Source organism: Streptomyces sp. 2323.1 (genome assembly GCF_900221035.1).
Taxonomy (GTDB): Bacteria; Actinomycetota; Actinomycetes; order Streptomycetales; family Streptomycetaceae; genus Streptomyces; species Streptomyces sioyaensis.
Genome location: NZ_LT907981.1, coordinates 6,794,064 through 6,813,487 on the forward strand (window position 1 = coordinate 6,794,064; position 19,424 = coordinate 6,813,487).

The 19,424-nt window shown below is 65.5% G+C and carries 16 protein-coding genes and 3 pseudogenes; 12 read left to right on the top strand and 7 right to left on the bottom strand.

The window, feature by feature from the left end; translation table 11 throughout:
• Positions 1 to 6: 6 nt before the first annotated feature.
• The 3 genes from CPH93_RS29360 (at position 7) to tyrS (ending at position 3,426) form a co-directional block, all read left to right on the top strand.
• Positions 7 to 876: a phosphotransferase family protein gene (locus tag CPH93_RS29360; RefSeq protein WP_231977492.1), complete on the top strand. Its 870-nt coding sequence runs from the start codon at positions 7 to 9 to the stop codon at positions 874 to 876.
• Positions 877 to 880: 4 nt separating this feature from the next.
• A complete protein-coding gene (locus CPH93_RS29365) occupies positions 881 to 2,077 on the top strand; it encodes a glycosyltransferase family 4 protein (RefSeq protein WP_159395063.1) in 1,197 nt (398 codons plus the stop codon).
• An 80-nt stretch (positions 2,078 to 2,157) separates the two neighbouring features.
• Positions 2,158 to 3,426: a tyrosine--tRNA ligase gene (gene tyrS / locus CPH93_RS29370; RefSeq protein ID WP_096214538.1), complete on the top strand. Its 1,269-nt coding sequence runs from the start codon at positions 2,158 to 2,160 to the stop codon at positions 3,424 to 3,426.
• Positions 3,427 to 3,593: 167 nt separating this feature from the next.
• On the opposite strand, the gene CPH93_RS29375 is transcribed toward tyrS, so the two are convergent.
• The 3 genes from CPH93_RS29375 to CPH93_RS29390 all read right to left on the bottom strand — a co-directional run bounded on the left by CPH93_RS29375 (position 3,594) and on the right by CPH93_RS29390 (position 5,976).
• Entirely contained in the window at positions 3,594 to 4,253 is a 660-nt protein-coding gene (locus tag CPH93_RS29375; protein ID WP_173909905.1) for an HAD family hydrolase, read from the bottom strand.
• Between the two features lie 218 nt (positions 4,254 to 4,471).
• Complete coding sequence (locus tag CPH93_RS29385) at positions 4,472 to 5,125, bottom strand: 2'-5' RNA ligase family protein (protein WP_159395064.1); 654 nt, start codon at positions 5,123 to 5,125, stop codon at positions 4,472 to 4,474.
• A 296-nt stretch (positions 5,126 to 5,421) separates the two neighbouring features.
• The gene (locus CPH93_RS29390) at positions 5,422 to 5,976 is read right to left on the bottom strand and encodes a helix-turn-helix domain-containing protein (RefSeq protein ID WP_096214541.1); all 555 of its coding nucleotides are present in this window, start codon (positions 5,974 to 5,976) and stop codon (positions 5,422 to 5,424) included.
• A gap of 65 nt (positions 5,977 to 6,041) precedes the next feature.
• Here CPH93_RS29390 and CPH93_RS29395 point away from each other — a divergent pair, with 65 nt between their 5' ends.
• Positions 6,042 to 6,908 carry an alpha/beta fold hydrolase gene (locus CPH93_RS29395; protein WP_096214542.1) on the top strand — a complete coding sequence of 289 codons (867 nt, stop codon included), beginning with the start codon at positions 6,042 to 6,044 and terminating at the stop codon, positions 6,906 to 6,908.
• Here CPH93_RS29395 and CPH93_RS29400 read toward each other — a convergent pair.
• The 3 genes and pseudogenes from CPH93_RS29400 to CPH93_RS29410 all read right to left on the bottom strand — a co-directional run bounded on the left by CPH93_RS29400 (position 6,820) and on the right by CPH93_RS29410 (position 9,483).
• The gene (locus CPH93_RS29400; protein WP_231976984.1) at positions 6,820 to 7,359 is read right to left on the bottom strand and encodes a tektin family protein; all 540 of its coding nucleotides are present in this window, start codon (positions 7,357 to 7,359) and stop codon (positions 6,820 to 6,822) included. The two genes, CPH93_RS29395 and CPH93_RS29400, sit on opposite strands and share 89 nt — an antisense overlap.
• Positions 7,360 to 7,399: 40 nt before the next feature.
• Positions 7,400 to 8,226: pseudogene (locus CPH93_RS29405) on the bottom strand (IS5 family transposase); the annotation flags it as partial.
• Between the two features lie 66 nt (positions 8,227 to 8,292).
• Positions 8,293 to 9,483: a helix-turn-helix domain-containing protein gene (locus tag CPH93_RS29410; protein WP_159395065.1), complete on the bottom strand. Its 1,191-nt coding sequence runs from the start codon at positions 9,481 to 9,483 to the stop codon at positions 8,293 to 8,295.
• Between the two features lie 856 nt (positions 9,484 to 10,339).
• Here CPH93_RS29410 and CPH93_RS29415 point away from each other — a divergent pair.
• From CPH93_RS29415 to CPH93_RS35915, 8 genes and pseudogenes are all read left to right on the top strand, one after another.
• Positions 10,340 to 11,176 (top strand): phosphotransferase enzyme family protein, encoded by an 837-nt coding sequence (locus CPH93_RS29415; RefSeq protein WP_159395066.1) that lies wholly within the window; start codon positions 10,340 to 10,342, stop codon positions 11,174 to 11,176.
• Positions 11,177 to 11,499: 323 nt separating this feature from the next.
• Positions 11,500 to 11,781, top strand: a pseudogene (locus CPH93_RS29420) (trehalase-like domain-containing protein); the annotation flags it as partial.
• A 69-nt stretch (positions 11,782 to 11,850) separates the two neighbouring features.
• Positions 11,851 to 12,045 carry a hypothetical protein gene (locus CPH93_RS29425; protein WP_096214545.1) on the top strand — a complete coding sequence of 65 codons (195 nt, stop codon included), beginning with the start codon at positions 11,851 to 11,853 and terminating at the stop codon, positions 12,043 to 12,045.
• Between the two features lie 206 nt (positions 12,046 to 12,251).
• Complete coding sequence (locus CPH93_RS29430) at positions 12,252 to 13,301, top strand: hypothetical protein (RefSeq protein ID WP_231976985.1); 1,050 nt, start codon at positions 12,252 to 12,254, stop codon at positions 13,299 to 13,301.
• Positions 13,302 to 13,452: 151 nt separating this feature from the next.
• Entirely contained in the window at positions 13,453 to 14,877 is a 1,425-nt protein-coding gene (locus CPH93_RS29435; protein WP_096215637.1) for an amino acid permease, read from the top strand.
• Entirely contained in the window at positions 14,874 to 15,128 is a 255-nt protein-coding gene (locus tag CPH93_RS29440) for a DUF4339 domain-containing protein (protein ID WP_096214546.1), read from the top strand. The genes CPH93_RS29435 and CPH93_RS29440 overlap by 4 nt, the downstream gene beginning before the upstream one ends.
• A gap of 107 nt (positions 15,129 to 15,235) precedes the next feature.
• Positions 15,236 to 15,570, top strand: a pseudogene (locus CPH93_RS37015) (transposase); the annotation flags it as partial.
• A 228-nt stretch (positions 15,571 to 15,798) separates the two neighbouring features.
• Positions 15,799 to 16,251 carry a hypothetical protein gene (locus CPH93_RS35915; protein ID WP_159395067.1) on the top strand — a complete coding sequence of 151 codons (453 nt, stop codon included), beginning with the start codon at positions 15,799 to 15,801 and terminating at the stop codon, positions 16,249 to 16,251.
• A 10-nt stretch (positions 16,252 to 16,261) separates the two neighbouring features.
• Here the strand turns inward: CPH93_RS35915 and CPH93_RS29450 are convergent, their stop codons facing one another.
• Entirely contained in the window at positions 16,262 to 19,402 is a 3,141-nt protein-coding gene (locus CPH93_RS29450; protein ID WP_159395068.1) for a CHAT domain-containing protein, read from the bottom strand.
• Positions 19,403 to 19,424: the final 22 nt, after the last annotated feature.

Here is a 19,424-nt window from a genome sequence, read left to right on the forward strand (position 1 = left end):
ATCTCGATGGGCCGCAGTCACTTCGTGTTCACGGTGGGGTTGAAGTCCGGTGGGTCCGTGATAGCGCGGATTACTCGACATGACCGCGCCGAGTGCTTCGCGGGATTCGCGTATTGGCGGCGCCAGCTCGCTCGGGTGGGAGTGCCCGTTCCCCGCGTGCTGTCCATGGACCTCACGGGGACCGAACTGCCCTGGCCGATCATGCTCGTTGAGCAAGCACCAGGGGATGACCTCTGTAACGTCTACGCCGACCTTACGGCCGCGGAGAAGCGTGCAGTTGCCGGCGACCTGCTCGACATCCGACACCGCATGAGCGACCTTCCACCCGGTCCCGGATACGGCGGCATCGCCAGTTACAGCGACCTTCGCTGCCACCCCCGCTGGTCGGACGTGCTCTGGGAGTACTTCACAGGCGCAATCGATCAGCTAACGCCCGCGCAGCGGCAGAGGCCGGCCATCGGAGAAATCCGCAAAACCATCGGCGAGTTCCGCGCCGAGTTCGATCGCATCGACCCGTTGCCCTACCTGATCGATGCCACTCACCAGAACGTGCTGGTGGATGGCGGAAGAGTCACGGCGATCGTCGACCTGGACGAGCTCGGGTTCGGTGACGCCCTTTACCCCCTCGGCGTCGCTCGCGCCGGCCTTCTGGCCCGTGGACCGGAGGCGGACTGCATCGAACAAGTTGCCGCGCCGTTGTGTGTCGGCCCCATTCGACAGCGCGTATTCGACCTGTACTCAGCGATCGCCAGCCTCAAAATGCTCTCCCCCAGCCCCCTCAGCGTCACCGGCCCGCCCTCGGCTAACAGCAAGATCGCCTCCCGGCTCTGGACCTTGCTCGATTTCTTCGCCGCCGCCGCGGCCCACAAGGAGTAACGCCATGCCCGGAACCGTCTTCGTGAGCTTGGACGACTTCACCCGCGAGGGCTTCACCAATGGCCTGTTCCTTCAAGTTCGCGAGCTGCTGCAACGCGTCATCAGCCGAGGCCACCCGGCCAGCCTCGCCTGCATCGCCCAACACACAAATCCTGGAATCGAGCGCAGAACCCGGACCGTCCAGGGATGCACTGTCCACGAAACCCTCATCGGCGCCCCGGGCCAAGCGAGCGCGTACCGTCAGGGTCTTCGAGATCTTCTGAAGGACCTGGACCCGGACGTGATCCTGCTCAACTCCTGCGCAGTCCGGCTCAACGAAGCGCATCCAGCCGTGCTGGACGAATGCCTTGCGAGTGGGCGGCATGTAGCAGTGCTCGTGACCGACCAGCTCTACCCCACAAGCCTTGACCACCCTGCCGACGAGGTTCGGCATTACTACGATCTGATGCGGCAGGCCAGTGTTCACGCGGTCAGCCAGACGATGGCCGACGCCTTCCACAGCCAGACCGGTGTGCCGGCGCAGGTGCTCCCTAACCTCCTGCCCGAGCGACGAGTCAGCCCGGCGCCCGTAGGCGCGGTGGGTCGGTCCCTGACATTGATCAACCACCACCCCATCAAGGGACGGCGTGTCTGGGACGCACTCGTTCGTCAGCGCCCCGGCGACGCCTACCTTGTCGTGGAGACCTGGCCGGACGTCCCGCCGTACGTGTCGCCCTCACCGAACGTCCAAGTGGCCTCCTTCAGTCCGGACCCCACCACGATCTATAACCGCACCAGGATCCTGCTCGTACCATCCCTCGGCCCGGAAGGTCTCCCACGAGTTGCGCTTGAAGCAATGGAGTCAGGAGTACCTGTCGTGGCCCACCGAATAGGCAGCCTGCCCGAGCTGGGGAATGCCGCGATGTTCGTCTCCCCGCCACCGATCGATGGCTATGAGCTCGAAGGCAATGTGCTGTATCCCCTGGTTTCGCCAAATGACATCAAGCGGGCCGCACGAAATTTCGGTCAGACCATCGACGCAATCGATCATGATCCTGCGCTCAGGGCCCGACTCGTGGCTAACGGCAAAGCACTGGTGCGTGACTATCGCAGCCAAAGCGAAGCTGTGATCGGCCGACTACTCGACGTATGGTGCGGGTGGCGTGATTCGGGACGCTCCGGGGCGCGCGACGACCTGAGCGCTGCTCGAAATGGCCGCTGACCAGTGCAAACGCAGAAGGCCGCCTGGAGCACTACACTGGCCGCCAAACTGACACACGCGACTCTAGGAGACACAGGACCGTGACGGCCATCGTCGACGAGTTTCAGTGGCGCGGGCTGATCGCCCATGCCACTGACCAGGACGCATTGCGCAAGGCTCTCGCGAACGGTCCCGTCACGTTCTATTGCGGCTTTGACCCCACCGCGGCCAGCCTGCATGTGGGCCACCTCGTCCAGGTGCTCACCCTCCGCCGGCTCCAGCAGGCCGGGCACCGGCCGCTGGCACTCGTGGGCGGCGCGACCGGCCACATCGGTGACCCTCGGCCGACCGCCGAGCGCACCCTGAACGACCCAGAGATCATCGCCCAGTGGGTGACCCGGCTGCGCGCGCAGATCGAGCCGTTCCTCTCCTTTGAGGGCGACAATGCGGCGACCATGGTCAACAACCTGGACTGGACCTCGGGTCTGACCGTGATCGGGTTCCTGCGGGACATCGGCAAGCACTTCCGGGTGAACAAGATGCTCACCAAGGACTCGGTCGCCCAGCGCCTGACGTCCGACCAAGGCATTAGCTTCACGGAGTTCAGCTACCAGTTGCTCCAGGGTATGGACTTCCTGGAGCTGTACCGGCGGTACGGCTGCACCCTCCAGACGGGCGGCAGCGACCAGTGGGGCAACCTCACGGCCGGCCTGGATCTGATCCACCGCATGGAGCCGCACGCCGAGGTGCACGCGCTCGCGACGCCACTGTTGACGAAGGCGGACGGGACCAAGTTCGGCAAGACGGAGACCGGCACGCTGTGGCTTGACCCGGAGATGACCACTCCGTACGCGTTCTACCAGTTCTGGCTGAACACGGACGACCAGGACATCTCCCGGTACATGCGCATCCTCTCCTTCAAGTCCCGTGAGGAGCTTGAGGAGTTGGAGAAGGTGACCGAGGAGCGGCCGCAAGCCCGTACCGCACAGCGTGCACTCGCTGAGGAGCTGACCACGCTGGTGCACGGCGCCGACCAGTGCGCCGCCGTGATCGCCGCGTCGAAGGCGCTGTTCGGGCAGGGTAAGCTCGCCGACCTTGACGAGGCGACGCTGGCCGCTGCGCTCTCCGAGCTCCCGAACGCCAAGGTGAGCGAACTCGGCCTGGTGACCGATCTGTTCGCGGAGGTTGGCCTCGCGGCGAGCAAGTCGGCCGCCCGCCGCACCGTGAAGGAGGGCGGCGCCTACGTGAACAACGTGAAGGTGACCTCCGAGGACACGGTAGCCACGGCTGACGAGCTCCTGCACGGACGCTGGCTGGTGCTTCGCCGGGGCAAGAAGAACCTGGCGGCGATCGAGGTCACCGGGGCCTGAAGCAACCTGGGAGATGGACGCTCAGCCGTGAGCGGGAGGAGTAGCTCCGTCTCCCGAACCTGGGCTACGGCTACCGTGAGGTAAGCAGGCCCGTCGGCAATAACCCGCGGACCGGTCGTGAATGGCGCAGCGGCCGGTCCGATTGCTTGCGACTGCACTGCTGAAGTTCAGTGCCGAGCGATGGCCAGCAGCTTGGGCAGGTCGCGCATATCGTCGAACAGGGTGGTGCCTGGTCCTTCCAGTCGCGTGGCTGGTGTGAGGCCGCCGCGATAGCCGAAGGCTCGCATACCGGCGGCACGTGCTGCCTGAACTCCATACGCGCTGTCCTCGATCACCGCGCACCGCTCGGGCTCCACGCCCATGGAGCGAGCAGCGTGCAGGAAGAGGTCGGGGGCAGGCTTGCCCCGGGGGACGTCGTCTGCGCTGAAGATGCGCTCCTCGAAGTGGTCGCTCAGCGCGGCGATCTCCAGGTTTCTCCGGATGCCGGCGTGGTGAGTGTTCGATGCGACGCAGACAGGTGTGGTGAGGCTGCTCAGGGCTTCTGCGACGCCATCGACAGCGGTCAATTCCGCGTCGAAGGCCGCCTGGTACAGATGCTCGTATTGCTGCAGCCAGTCCTTCTCCAGACGCCGTCCAAGCTGTTCCTCTACGGCGGCCGTGTAGACCTCGGTGGACGAGCCGACGAACTTCTCGATGATCTCTTCCTCGGTGAACGTGCATCCCAGTTCAGCCATGATCATCGCGTCCACTTTGACGCATATCCGCTCACTGTCCACCAGTACGCCGTCACAATCGAAGATCACCAGTTCGACAGGGCTCTGCGTCATGATCGGCAGTGTAGACCCGCGGCGTATGGGGCTGACAGGACTGTTGCTCTCCAGACGAGGGGCGCCTGTTCAGTGTGTGACGGCAGCGATCGCAGCCACCAGCTGCGCTACGTTTTCCAGGCTGTCGAGGACAACCTCGGCCCCCGCTTCCTTGAGGTCCTGCGCGGAGGTCTTGCCCGAGGGCCGAGGCGCCGCCCTCAAGGCCCGTGCGGACGTCCTCAAGAGAGTCTCCGATGATCACCGTGTTCGAACGCGTGAAGGCCGTCCTGTGCTTGACCTGCGCCCGTTCCGTCGCTTGGTCGCAGCGGTGCTGTGGGGAGGTCGAGCGTGTGCACTACCTCCCATCGGTATGCCGACGGCTCACGACGCAGCTCGACGATGTGTACCTGTCTTACCTCTGTCTCCACGGCTTCGAGAGCGCGCAAGGGTCTCACTACGTCCCGGACGCTGGCCGCAGGCAATAGGCGGTTGCAGTAACTGATGGCGATGTGTGGGCGGAATCCCGTTGTCGGTTTCCGGAGTGGCAGGCCGACGCTAGCCCCCGCCTTCGCGAGCATGATGCGCAGGTCGATCAAGGGCGTCCATGGCGCGACGCTGAAGCGGATCGCGCCACGGGAGGCGGTCATAGGCACTGCCTGCAGGGAAAAGGAGGAGGCAGCGACCTGGACGGAAGCGATCAAAGAATCCAGCTGGGCCAGCGATATCTCGGTCGACGGCCCGATACGTCCAAGCGTCAGGTGGAGGCCGTCTTCGGGGATGTCGTCGAAGACGAGGGATTGCAGAGCCTGTTGGCACTGCTGAGCCCGCTGGATAAGCGCCGCAGCGCCGGGGAAGGTGATCATCCAGTATACGCGCGAGTGGATGTTGTCCACCCGGGCCTGTCCCAGTGATTCACCATCTCGTTGACCCTGCCTAAGGCGGCCCATTCGTGCCTGGCGATCACTGAGGGGTCTGTCAGAGATGGGGGCGGGGCCGGCGGAAAGGAAGTCTGTTCGTATTGGAGTCGCTGCACCCGCTGCTCCTTGACCGATCACACGACTGGGTCATCGTCGCAGACCTTGGAGATGAGCTGGTTCTGCGGGGTCGCCCTCCACGACTGCAGCGCTTCGGCGAACTCCCGCACCTGACCTCGCCAGTGTGCTGTGAGAGGCTGTTGTGTGAGCCTTTGTCAGCCTGGCCGCTCCTCGTCAGAGGGTGCCTGCTCAGATGGGAAGAAGATACGGCTGAGGAGGTACGGTGCGCGGCCCGGCTCTGGCTGGTTGGCGAGCAGGGGGCCCAGGATCGCGAGCAACTTGTGGTTCATCTCGGCGAGTTCGTCCGGGCTGAGCCAGAGGGTGCCCTGGCGGTAGGAGACTGCGTCGGCGATCGGGGCGGCGCCGTCGCGGTCGAGGTAGGCGTTGAACTCTGCGATCAGCACGGCCATGGCGGCGGCGAAGCCTCTGCGGTGGTCGTCCAGCGACATCGCGGCAGCCGCTTCGGCGTCGACGACGGGGCGGTCCTGACGTAGCCGGTAGTGCCGCTCGACGGCGCCGCGCACCCGCTGCTCCTCGGCGACCTCCAGGAAGCCTCCCTCGGCCAGCAGGGCGACATGCCGGTACACGGTCACCTTCCCCACCTCGGGCATGCGCTTACACAGCTGGGCGGTCGTCAGCACCCGGCCGCCGGAGAGCGCGTGCACCACGCGCAAGCGCACCGGATGGAGAAGCAGGTCGGTGGCATCCATGACGCTACTCTTTCATATGCGATACCGTTATCGAAATTGGAAACGTAAGGGTGCGGGAGGGGAACATGCGCCAGGCAGTGGGGCGTGCGGTGCGGGTGAACGGTCGCTCGGTCTATGTGGAGGAGTCCGGCAGGGGGCCGGACTGGGTGGTCTTCGAAGCCGGCGGGGGCCTGGGGCGTACCTGCTGGGACCCGGTGCTGCCGCTGCTGGCGGATCGGGCGCGGCTGGTGGCCTATGACCGTGCTGGCTTCGGCCGCAGTGGCCGGACGGCGGTGCAGCTGGGTATTGACGACATGGCCGCGGACCTGGTCGCCATGGTCGAGGCAGTCGTCCCCGGCCCCTTCGTGCTCGTCGCGCACAGCATGGGCGGGCTGGTCGCGCGCCGCGCGGTGGAGAGTCTGGGGCCGCGGCTGCGGGGGCTGTTGCTGCTCGATCCGACGCCGGAGCGCGCGCCCGTCTACGACACGTTCGACCGGACCGCCAGGAAGGTCGGCCGTGCAATGGGCGCGACGCAGGCGCTGGTCCGGTCGCGCACGCTGGCCCGCATGGTGAGCGGGAACATCCGCCGCGTCTTCCCTGCGGACACCTACGCGACCATGCTCGCCGAGGACATCGTCCCGGCCGGCATCGCGCAGACGAGGAAGGAGTTCAAGGCCGTGGCCGCAGCCATTCCCCAGCTCCGCGCCGAGCCGCCTGTCCTGCCGACATGTCCGACCGTCCTGCTCTCGGCATCCCGCCCGGTGAAGGGCCGGGAACAGCAGCACGCCGCTCTCGCCGAACACCAGCGACGTTGGGTCCAGACGCTGCCGGAAGGTCGGTTCGAAGAGGTCGACTCGGGTCACTTCATCCAGGCCGAGCAGCCAGGGACCGTCGCGAACTGGGGCGAAAACCTCCTCGACCGGGCTCCGGGCCGGCGCGTCCGGTCGGCCTGAGGGGGTATTGTGCGGGCTTCGCCGGATGCCAGTTTGAGTTGGCCTCTGGGGCGGCTGGCGTCGGCTTGGCGTGGGTGAACAGGCGGGGTTCGGGCTCGGCGAGGATGCCGCGGCCCACCAGGCGTTTCAGTTTGGCGCGGGTGCTTTCGGTGTGCCGCGGCTCGGTGCCCAGGCCGAGCGCCTGGCAGACGTCCTTGGCGCGGAGTCCTTCCTCGGCTTCCTCGATGGCGGCCAGGATCTCTCGGTATCCGGAAGGCAGGGGCTCGGGCGGCGGAGCGCCGTTCTCGGCGGCCAGTTCCCAGATGGTCTGGCGGGTGATCTCCAGTCGTCTCAAGGTGTTTTCGGCGGCGGCGAGTTGCTCGGCGAGACGGGCGATCTGGTCACGCAGCCGTTTGACCGTCTCGCGAACAAGCTGCTGCCGGGTCTCGATCTTGTCCAGGAGTTCCCTCATCGACGCTCCCGCTTCTCGGGGGTACTGAGCACAAGGCCGGCGGGTCGCGCCAGCTCGGGGTGGAAGCACGGGTGAGACGACGGAGCATGACGTCGACCATGGACCAGTGGATCATCGCCACGAGCTGGCCGGCCTGGTCTCGTAGCCGCGCGCGAGGCGCCGGTGGAGCATGAGGGTGCCCAGGGTCTGCTCGACCACCCACCGTTTGGGTTCCGGCGCGAACCCTCTGGCGCCGGGCTTGCGTTGGACGATCTCCACGTCGATGCCCAGGTGGGCGCCGTGGTCAACGACGGTGTTCTTGAACCCTGCGTCCACCCATGCCTTGGTCACCGTGGGCGCGGAAGCGGCGACCTTGTCCAGCAGCGTGACGCCGATCGCGTTGTCGTGGACACTGGCCGCGACAACGACGACGGCGATGAGCAGGCCCAGGACGTCAGTGGCGATGCCCCGTTTGCGACCGGGGCTCTTCTTCCCCGCATCCAGCCCGGTCGTCTCCTTGGGCGCGTTCGTGGAGGCACGCACGGTCTGTGTGTCCAAAGCGACGGCGGAGGGGTCCTTGCGCCGCTTGCGGCTCTCGCGGACCTGCCAGCGCAGAAGGTCGTGGACAGTCTCAGTGGTCCCATCGTCGCGCCACTTGGCGAAGTAGTAGTACACGGCCGTGTATGGCGGGAGGTCGTGAGGGAGATAGCGCCACTGGCAGCCGGTGCGAGCCTGGTAGAGGATAGCGTCGACGATCTCCCGCATCTCGTACTGTCCCTCGTGCCCGCTGACCGAGGCATGTCGGGCCTTCCATGCGGTGATGATCGGCCGGATCAGCTTCCAGGCTTTATCCGACAGGTCGCTCGGGTACGGAGCGCGCTCACCCACGACCACCAGCACACCGCAACCACCGCGAACCGCAAGCTCCGAAACCGGACAACCCGCCTTCAAGCACTACGAGAGCCGCCCAGGACTCGCACAACACCCTCTGAGAGCGTTCAACTCACCGACACGTTGAACGACAGAGCGAATTGGCGGCCCGCTACCGGCCGCGAGCACCTGCTGCCCAATCGTCATCGCGTGCTCGACGTCAGGGCTTGCCCCATTGAGGAGAGCCGTAGCCACATCCAGACGGACCAGCGTGCGGCTCCATGCGGAATCGGATCGCTCGACGAGATCGTCGATCCGGCCAGCGCACTCCAGTACTCGCTTAGTGTCACCGAGCGCGAGATGCGCAGTAGCCGCGTTTGCCAGTGTTCGGGCCGGGCTGTAGGGGGCGAAGAAGATGCATGAGGTGAGCCCGCCAGGTGGCCGGTGCCGCACGGTGAGTTCTTCTGCCTCGGCAAGTGCCCGTTCGACTCCCTTCCTGTCGCCCATCTTGCCCAGTGCTCTCGCCCGTCCATTGGCCAACAGCCGGATAGCCTGTGGACGCCCAGGTGCAAGGTCAATGCCCGCGTCCGCCCACCCAGCGGCCGTTGCGAAGTCACCCAAGTAGTACGCGTTGAGGGATCTGGTGCCGGCGATCCACATCAGGAGGTCTTGAGCGCCAATGGCACTTGCGAGCTTCTCAGCCTCAGCGCAGTACGCCTCCGCCAAGGAGTCACGGCCAGCGCTGACGGCCATGTAGCCAAGCAGTCCGGAAGCTTGTGCTGCCAGTCGGAACAGCGCTTCCTGCTGGCGGGGTGGCTGCCGCCCGTCCAAGAGTTCTTGCACGTACCTACGCAGGTCTTCTGCCTCGGGCGCCATTCGATGCGGGCCTCTGGCTTCGTAGCGCGCCACGATGTCCCCCACCGACCGCTGGAGGACCTTCACGGCCTCGGGGTCAGTATTCGAGGTGATGGTGGTGTTCATCCTTTTGGCGACTGCGAGTGGGCTCTCCCACTCATAAGGCGGGATCTCCTCCAGCGTTGGAGCATCGGAGCCATCGCCTTCCACGGCGCGAAGTGCGGTGGAAGAACGCGTCAGCGGCAGCCGTACAAGTTCAGGGGGAACTGCTAGCCCATCGAGCAGTCTGGTGATCTTGTCGATGTGCGTGAGAGGCCGGGTTCCATTTTCCAGCATGGACAAGGCGGATTGGCTAAGCCCCGTCATCTGCGCCATGTCCTCCTGCCGAAGAGAGGCCAGCCGGCGCACCAGGCTCAGCATCTTCCCCAGGTCCCATGCAGCCAGGGCCTCCCGTACCTGGTGGTCCCGCCAAGCATGCTCCGGCACCCTCAACGACGGCAGACTCGCCTCACCTAGGCCAGCAGCACGTGCACATGCCCCGCACCGCGGAGCGGCGTTGTACCGACTTAACCGGCAACCACACCGACCACAGCGACGATCCCCCTCCGAGACCACCACACCTCCTGCCCCCTGGTCTCAATTAACATGCAACGTTTGGTCGTTATCACTTCAGTGATATCACCGTCGGGATGTGCAGCAGGGAAGTGCGGCAGGCACACTCAACCTCCCGCCATCAAGCGCGATAAGCGCGGTAGGACGCCTTCACCTGCTCAATAGGCGCGATCGTCACTTGAGTTCAGACGGTGCTGGTGCGCCGACGCGCGGTGCACCGTCAGGTGGAGGGCCAGCTCGATCAACTGTGTTGGCTGGATTTAGTCGTTGAAGCGACCATTCGCAACCGGAAGGGGAGATGCGGTGAGCGACAGTTCCTCTCCTGGCACTCACCTTGCCGGGCTGTGTCCCAGCCGAGGTGGCCCCTCTTCCCTGGTCGGCCAGGCATCGAGGGAAAGGTCAGAAAGGATAGCTTCTATATGTGCCCGCACCGACCGAAATGTTCAGGTCCTGACGTGGTCGATAGCGAAAAAACTGCTCACGTCGCGTTCACCCCGCAGGTCGACGCCACCCCAGGTGCCGCTGCCGGGTTGTGGGGGCTCCTCCACGCACGGGTATGGCACACCGCCGGGATCCCTCGTTGCGGAGGTCACCTGTGACGAGCGTGTCTCGCGACGAGCTAGGCGCCGAGCTTCCAAGGGGCCTGATCGAGTGGGCCTCCTGTGTGACCGGCACCTTGACGAAGGTCCGCGGTGTCGCCACCAGCAGCAACTCGCCTGTGTGGGAACTCTTCTGCCGCAACGGCTCCCGGCTCTTTGTGAAGGTTGCCCCTTCCGAGATCTTCCACGTGCGTGAAGTACACGCCTACCGGTTCGCTGTACCGGCTCTCGGACCGCTTTGCGCTGCGCGGCTGATGGCGAGCGATCCCGCCCAGCTGGCAGTCCTGCTGACAGCGGCGCCTGGCCGGAACGTGACCACCACACGATTGACGATGGCTGACCGCATCAAGGTCCACCACCAGGCCGGTTGGCTGTTGCGTGCCCTGCACAGCTCAGCTGGCGTCTCCATTGGAGCCAGCGTGGATCCCGGAGGACTGCTGAGGGCGAGAAGGCGATCGCTCGAGGAGCATCTCGCGGCTGCCGGTGATCTGCTCTCGCCTGCCGGGCGGGAACTCGTCCGTCGTCTGGCCATGCTCTTACCTCTTCTGTCGTCGTGCCCTGTGGCCTTCATTCATGGGGACGCGCAGGAGCGAAATCTGCTGTGGAATGCGGCTACGGAGTCGGTCGCGCTGCTGGATTTTGGAAGGGCACAGCCTGCTTTGGCCGTGGACGACTTTGTGCGCCTGGCCACCGGCCCGTGGGCGTGTCAGCCCCGTCTTCGCACTGCGTTCTTCACTGGCTACGGGCGGGAGCTGGCGCGACCGGAGAAGCAGGTTCTGCCTGCTCTTGTCGCACTGGACGCTGTCCGCGGTCTGGCCTGGGGAGCTCGCATCGGCGACGACGGCGTCATCGGTCGTGCCCGCATGACACTGAAGCTGCTCAGCAACGGGGTGGTCATGTGAACTCGCGAGAGGCGGGGTCGCGCCCAGACGATGGCTGAAGGCCAGAAGTCAGCCCCACTGTTGTGGAGTCTTCCGGGTGGCTCACCCGACACGGCCATCGGCGAACGCACAACAGACCGCAGAGAGCTACGCGCTCCAAGCACTCAGTCAGCTGGCCTCGCTCGGGCAGTTGCTCGGCATCCAGTGACGCATGCACATAGCCGCAGCAACACGCAGCGAAATTCACCTCCTGACTCGGCTCTCTGCGCCACCCAGGCCTCACCACGCCACACCGCCGCCTGACGTACCGCCAGGCCAGCCCCCACCGAAGATCGGAGACACGCATGGCCGGCCTCATCGAGGACTACGGAGTGATAGGCGATACGCAGACGGCCGCCCTCGTCGGTAGGAAGGGTTCCATTGACTGGGCGTGCCTGCCCCGCTTCGACTCCCCGGTGGTCTTTGCGGGGCTGCTCGGTACGGAGGAGCACGGATTCTGGCGGATGAGGCCGGTCAACGGTCCCGGGGGATGGCCCGCGCCGGCCGACCGCCGCCGCTACCGGGGTGATTCGCTCGTTCTGGTGGGCAACTTCCCGCAGGCGTTCAGCCATGTTGCTTTGGTTGACGCTGCGCTCCGGCTCGAAGCCCTTTCGCCGGACCTGCCGGTGGCATGACGGCAGGAGGGCGACAGCGCCGTGACACTTCACCTTTCGTTGGTCGTTGCTTTGACCGTGATCGTGTGTCTGCTCGTCCGCAAGGGCGGGCTCAAAATCGGCCATGCCGTGGCAGCCATCTTGCTGGGCTTCTATCTTCAGGGCACCTCGCTCGCTCCCAGCATCAGCCAGTTCGCCCAGGCTGTGATCACGGCGATCAGCAGCCTCCGTCTTTAGGTCGACCGCCCGGACGTACTGGGTTGGCCGGCGCCGCAGGGCTGCACCGGGCGCGGACGTCCCGAGGCGTGCCCAGCGGTCTTCAACTCAGCCCCACCCTTGCGAGGACTCATGACACCCCTGACGAACGCAGCCCCCGTCCCCGCGGTGTGTACCTCGGCCGGACATCAGGTCAAGCCCCCCGCCGGCCGCAACGCCTCAGTCGCATGCGAGACGAGCTGATGCGCCCGGTGTATCACCCGGCCGGTGGTGACGACGACCTTCGCGTGGCCATCGTCGAACTCCGAGCGGGCCGTTGGAGAGCCGCTCGGAATCTGTTACTCGCCACCAGCTCGCGAGGGCTCAGAACCTCGCGCACGCAGGTCCTGGCAGTCGCCGCCGCAGGCGCCGACGTCGTGGACGTGTGGCTGGCCGAGGAGCCGGACGCCTACGACCCGCAGGTGATGCGCGCTCGGGTATTCGTGGAGAGAGCCCTGCGCGCCCATCGCCAACAACACACCGGTGTCGCCGAATTCGAGACGCGGGCCCGGCATGCTGCGCAGATGGCTGCGCAGGGCTCTCCGCAGGATCCGGTCCCCTGGGTGTGTCTGCTGGCCCTCGCTCAGATCGACAGGAACCAACGCCGCCCCGAACACCGCGTGCGGTCGGCAGAACCGATGCTGCCGCCAGGACCGTGGCAGCTGTTGGACGAGGTGACCCGACGCGATCCCTACAACCGCGAGGCGTACCACCGAGTTCTGCAATTCCTGCTCTCCCGCAACGCTCCGCCCTCGGCGCAGCTCGCCTCCGTCTTCGACTTCGGACGCTGGGTGGCGTCCTGGGCACCCGCCGGCACACCCATGCTGCTCCTGCCCGCCTATGCCCAAGTCGAGCAGTGCCGCCTGCAGAGAGCCGAAGGAAAGGTTCATCCCCTGTGGCGGCGACAGTGGGCCGAGGACCCCATGCGCACGTACTCCCTCGATGCCTTCCACGGCTGGTTCAAGAAGGCGGATCCCGCCATGCGGTCGCTGACCGACCTGAACTACCTGGCCTACGCGCTGTGGGCGAGCCACCAGTACCTGGAAGCGGCCGACGTGTTCACCGCAATGGAGCCCTACGCGACACGCGAGCCCTGGGCGTCACTCGAAGAACGGCCGCCTGGAGCCACCGGCGGTCAGGAATTGATGTTCCGGGCTCGCAGGGAGTCGTTGGCCTACGCGAACAGCCACGCCCCTCCCGCTTCCCCGCGCCGGGGCCCCCTCGGGCACACCAGCTGATTGGCATGAACCTGCTTATCTCGCCTCGACTTCGTCCCTTCCCCCTGGAGGTTTCGTGTTCCGCTCAGGATCACCTCGCCACACCGCTCGTGTCCGTTCTGACGATGCCTACCTGCGTGAACTCGGCTATGAACCCGTGCTGACGCGCCGGATGGGGTCCTTCGGCAACTTCGCCATCAGCTTCTCCGTGATCTCCGTCCTGTCTGGGTGCATGACCCTGTACGGCTTCGGCCTGACCACGGGCGGCCCGGCCGTCATGATGTGGGGCTGGCTCGCGGTCGGCGTGATGGTGATGTTCGTCGGTGCCGGTCTCGCGGAAGTGACCTCCGCCTACCCGACATCCGGAGCGCTGTACTTCCAGGCCGAGCAGCTCGGCGGCCGCAAATACGGTTGGTACACGGGCTGGCTGAATTTGCTCGGGCTGCTCGGAGCGATCGCCGGCATCGACTACGGGGCCGCGCTGTTCACCGGCGCTTTCTTGAACCTCCAGTTCGGCTTCGAGCCGAACGAGGGCAAGACCATGGTGATCTATCTGATCATCCTCGCCCTGCACGCCGGGCTGAACCTGTTCGGAGTCCGCCTGGTCAGCATCCTCAACAGCATCAGCGTCTGGTGGCACGTCGCCGGGGTCGCCGTGATCGTCGGAGCCCTGGCCATCGTGCCCGCACACCACCAGGACGCGAGCTTCGTCTTCGGCGAGTTCGTCAACGACACCGGCTGGTCCTCCTCGCTGTACGTCGTGTTGATCGGCCTGCTGCTCGCCCAGTACACCTTCAGCGGTTACGACGCATCCGCTCACCTGTCGGAGGAGACCACCAACGCCCAGGTGTCTGCGTCCCGCGGCATCATCCGGGCGATCGGCTGGTCGTGGGTGGCCGGCTTCGTCCTGCTGGCCGGGCTGACCTTCGCTATCCAGGACTACGCGGCAACGCAGGGCACGGCGACCGGGGTTCCGCCCGCCCAGATCTTCCTGGACGCGCTCGGAGGAAGCGGTGCGAAGGCGCTGCTGCTGATCGTGATCGCGGCACAGCTGTTCTGCGGCAACGCCGAGACGGCCGCAGCGTCCCGGATGGTGTTCGCCTTCAGCCGGGACGGTGCACTGCCGGGATCGGGCTTGTGGCGGCGGGTGCACTCGCGCACCGGCACCCCGCGCAACGCCGTCTGGCTGGCCGTCGGTGTCGCCGCGCTGCTCGCCGTGCCGAGCCTGTACAGCCCGACGGCGTACGCAGCGATCACCAGCATCAACGTCATCGGCATCACCCCCGCCTACGCGATCCCCATCTACCTGCGGATCAAGCACCGCAACCGGTTTGCGCCCGGGCCGTGGAACCTGGGCCGGTGGGGTGTCCCGGTCGGCTGTGTCGCCGTCGCATGGGTGGCGTTCGTGACCGTGCTGTTCTGCCTGCCGCAGGCGGCCCCGGTATCCGTCGAGTCCTTCAACTACGCCCCGGTCGCGCTGATCGCAGTGCTGTTGCTGGCCTGGCTCTGGTGGCGGGTCGCGGGAGAACGCACCTACGAGGTGCCCGCCCACCACGTTGACCGCTCCATGGACCGCTTCGACCAGGAGATCGTATGACCCCGCCCCCTGCCGACTCCGGCAACCGAGCCGGTTCGCTCCCCACGGCACCCGGGCAGAGTGATCGGTCCGCCGGCCCGGTCACACTCGACCAGCTGCGCGAGCACGTTGCCGCGGGGCGCGTCGACACCGTGCTGCTGGCCGTCCCGGACCTGCATGGCCGATTGAAGGGCAAACGCTACGGCGCGCAGCACTTCCTCGACCGCCTCGCCACCGGCAGCACACCAAGACACCGGTCACGGTGCGGCTGATCGTGCGCCGCGTCCGTCCCACTCCCGGCTCCCAACTCGTCCTGTTCACCACCTACGGCCACCATGCATACGTCACCGATCACACCGGTGACTTCACTGAACTCGAGGCCGATCACCGGCGACACGCCGTGGTCGAGCAGACCATCGCCGAGCTGAAATCCGCCAGCCTGGCCCACCTTCCATCAGGGCGTTTCACCGCCAACGCGGCCTGGCTCGCACTGGCAGCCATGGCCCAAACCTGGGCCGCGCGGTCGGCATCCTCGCGGGCCACGACCTGACCCGGGCCACCGCCCTCACCCTCCAGCGCACCCTGTTCACCGTCCCGGGCCGCCTCGTCCACACCGCCAGACGGCTCCACCTGCGGCTTCCCACCCGAGGGCCCTGGGCCGACGCGTTCACGCATGCCCTCACGACCATCACCACTCTGCCACGACAGGGCTGACCCCACTGCCACTGTCATCAATAGAGCCCGCCCGCAAAAAGACCTGGTAGATCCTCCGCTACTTCCGCCTCAAAGGCGACGAAGTCCACCCCGCCTGCTGGGCATTGCTCAGAGCACAACCGCACCTCGGACTCGGATAGTTCAAGGATGCTGACTTCAAGCTGCGCTGCACGCCCAACCGCGAATACACTGGATATCATCCGAATGTAACCTCGCGGTGGAGGGGCCATGAGTAAGCCGGATGTACTGGAAGCAGATATCAGCTTCGGCGTAGAATTCTCAAACGATCAGAGGAAGGTCCTCCTCGACACGTTGTCCTCCATGGGCGTCTGCGTCCCTACCAGGCCTCGCCCAGCGGTCCGTGACATCGTGACGTTGGCAGTCCTTGTCATTCTCCCACTGCAGGCGTTTCTGAGCAGCATGGGCGAAGACGCCTATCGAGCACTTCGGAAAGCCATTGAGAGACTTTTCCGCGCGGCAGGTGCCGACGGTCGCGAAGTGGTATTCCAGGATCGACCAACGGAACTGCAGGTTGTTCTTGTACCAGGGCTGCCTGAAGATGCTTATGCGAAACTGCACAGTTTGGATCTGTCACGATTCCGATCCGGAACGCTGAGCTTCGACCAAGGCAGACGATGCTGGCTCTGGCACCCGGGCGATGGACAGGCTGGACCTTCGTGACATCCAACTGTTAGCACCGACCTTGCTGTCCAGGTTCAGTGGTCAGAATCGTTAGTCCAGCCCAGTACCCAGGTGTAGGTCCAAGTTCCCAATCAGAGCCGTTGTGCTGGGCAGAGGCGATGTAGCTTCTCTGAGCGTTGCGCAAGGCATGGACGGGCGGCAGGCCGGCGGCAAGTTCCCGGTAGTAGGCGCTGAGAATAGTTCCAGTGGCCTTGTCGGGCACTGGGTATAGACCGGTTGTGAGCGCGGTAGCGCCGCGTGTGAGGGCCACGGTGGGCAGTCCAATGGGCTCCTCGCCTGGCCCCGATGATATGCGGTTTGACCAGCAGGCTCCGATCACCAGGTGCGGCGGAAGGTTGAGGCCGAGTAGGCGAGCAGCGGAGAGTTTGTGAGGGGGATCGCGCTGGAGCTCGATGCTGTGGGCAAGTCCGAGTTCCGAGTCGCCATGTACAGAGAGGACTCCAAGCTGGTAGCGGTCGCCAGAACGCAGCTTGGCCACTAGCCGTTCAGGGTCGGTTTCTTCATCCAGCCGGTTTGCGTAGTCGCGGGCGAGCTGGTCGAGTTCGGCGGATGGTCTGGTTATGTAGGAGAGGGCTTGCGCCTCTTTTCCGCCGTCTTTCTGCTGCTGGTTGACCGGTGCAGTATCAGGCAACATCCGCAAGGCAGGCAGTAAGGCGAGGGCGGCGAAGTCCAGCAGATTGCGTCTGCCGACTTCGAGGGTGGCGAATGGTAGCCCCCAAAGTTCCCCGCTCGGCACGATTAGCAACGTTGGCGGAACTTCTTCGGTGTTCCGGCTGAGCGTGGTCAGGTGCGTGCGCAGGCCTGCGGGCAGTAGCCGCTCGCCCAGCTCTCGTCGCCAGGGATGTTCGGTATCTTCTAGTAGACGCCAACCGGCGAGGTGTGCGTCTTTGGGGCTTGTCAGATCCGTCAACCAGTTGACCTGCTCCGCGGTCAGCACTGTCTCCTCGACGACGGGAGATTTGGTGGAATCCGGAGGCACCCACACGGAGTACAGCAGCCGGCTATCTGGTTTCTGTTCGTGTGGGAAGAGTCTGAGCAGGAGGGCGTGCACGTTTCCGTGCAGACGCGCACGGAGGCTGTCTACGGCAACCGGCTCAGCCGTGAAAACGCGCTGGAACGCGCTGCCCACCGCTGTGGCCAGTTCCCTGTGGAGCCGTGCGATCCGCTCGTCGAGCTCCCCCTGGGCCTTCTGTCGCGCGCGTAGAAGCCCCGGGTCGACGAACCGTTCGTCAGAGAGGGGCCGCGCGTTGAGCAATACCCCTTTGCGGGAGTGCGCCTCTTCCAGTTCGGTCAGGAGGGCTTGGACCAGTTCCGGCGCGTCACGATGGCTATCGTGGGAGTGCAGCAGTTCCGCCAACGCCTCTCCCCGGCCAATCTCTGCCAGTTCTAGTCCAGCCCATCCATCACGAAGGCTTGCCGCCCGCGATAGTGCTACCTGGTCCCAGTCCTCAGATTGGGCGAGGATGCGAGCTCGGTCGGGAGCGCTACCTACTCGCAGCCGCACTCTTTCCCGTAGGCGGATCGCTGCCATCAAATGCTCCAGTCCTGCCTGAAGCTCCCGCGGCGAAAGCGCTACTAGCGCATTCGACAGGACTACGTGGGCCTTGGCTGCACCGATATCGTCTCCTGCCTCACCCGCCAGCTCGAGGGCCTTCCGAGCATGGTCGCAGGCGGCAAGATACTCATGACGCAGGCGGGCGAGGTCTCCGAGCATCAGGTGCGCCTTGCTCTGCTCCGGCGTATCCCCAGCACTTTCAGCCAGCACCAGAGCCTGCTCCAGGTGCTCTCGCGCCTGCCGGACTTCGCCCCGCTCGTAGTACAGCTGGGCAAGCAGGTGGTGAGCGTTACCCTGACCTACCCTGTGGTTGGCGGCCTCGGCCAGCCCCAACGCCCGCTGTACGTGGTCTTCGAAGACCGCGGGGTCGCCCTGAACCCGGGCAATCTCGCCCAGCATCACCCGGTCGTGAGCTTGCTCGAATAGGTCGCCGGCAGCCTCGGCCAGCTCCAACGCCCGCTGCACACGCTCCCGTGCCTGGGCCAGATTGGCCAGATCCCCAGACGCGTGCCCGGCCAACTCACCTAGCTGCTGCTGGGCACGGCTCTGCTGCAGGACATCGCCCGTGGCCTCGGCCAGCTCCAACAAGACTTCCGCATGGTGTCGTGCCCGCGCAAGATCCCCCCACTCATGCCCCGCAATCACTGCCAGCAGGTCGTGAGCATCGGCCTGCATCCCACGGCTTCCAGCGGCCTCGGCCAACTCCAACGCCCGCTCGGCAAGCCGTTGTCCCTCGGCCAGATCCCCCCGCTCCCGGGCCAGAGTGCCGGCAACGCAATGAGCCTGGCTCAGGAATCGAAGGGACTCATGAGGCTCCAGCTCGTCGCTAGCTGATTGGGCAAGAGCCAATGCCTCTTCAGCAAGCCGTCTTCCCTCGTCGAGATCCCCTTCGTCCCGCGCTAGCTGAGCCATAAAGAGGCAAGAATCCCCTCGCCCGAGCACACCGCCCGCAGCCTCCGCGAACTCCACTGAGCGTCGCCCATGCTGCTTTGCCCTGATGAGATCGCCACGGCGTCGCGCGAGTCCTCCGAGGAGCAACTCGGCCCCAGCCACGAGTTCCGGATTTTCCGTCAACGCCATGACCTGCTCAGCGTGGCCCCTCGCCTCCGATATGTCCCCCTGGTCCAGGGCGATCTGTCCCATGAACCAGTTCGCGCCCCCCTGCTGATCCACGTCCTCGGCTAGCTCGCCTAGGCGCAGCACCTGTCCCCAGTGCTGCTGTGCCTGCGCGAGGTCGCCCCGGGCTTGGGCCAGCTGAGCCAGCAAAGTCTCAGCTCCTGTCTGTGCCTGGGAGTCGCCTGCGATCTCTGCGAAGTGCCGCATCTGCTCGATATGGAACCGGGCCTGCTCCTCATCTCCTTGCAGAAGGGCCAACCCGCCCACCTGCATGTGCGCGTAGCTCTGCAGCACAAAATCGGGATCCTCGTCCTGTTCGATCCGTTCCAGAGCGGCAGTTGAGGCGCGCAGTCCGATATCAAGATTGCGAGCGGCTACCGTAAGCTCCGTCGAAAATTCAAGCAATGCCCGGGCCTGCTCTTTAGGTGGCCTCGATATATCCCCGAGCAGTCGCTCCAACCGGGCGCGATCCTCCCCGCCG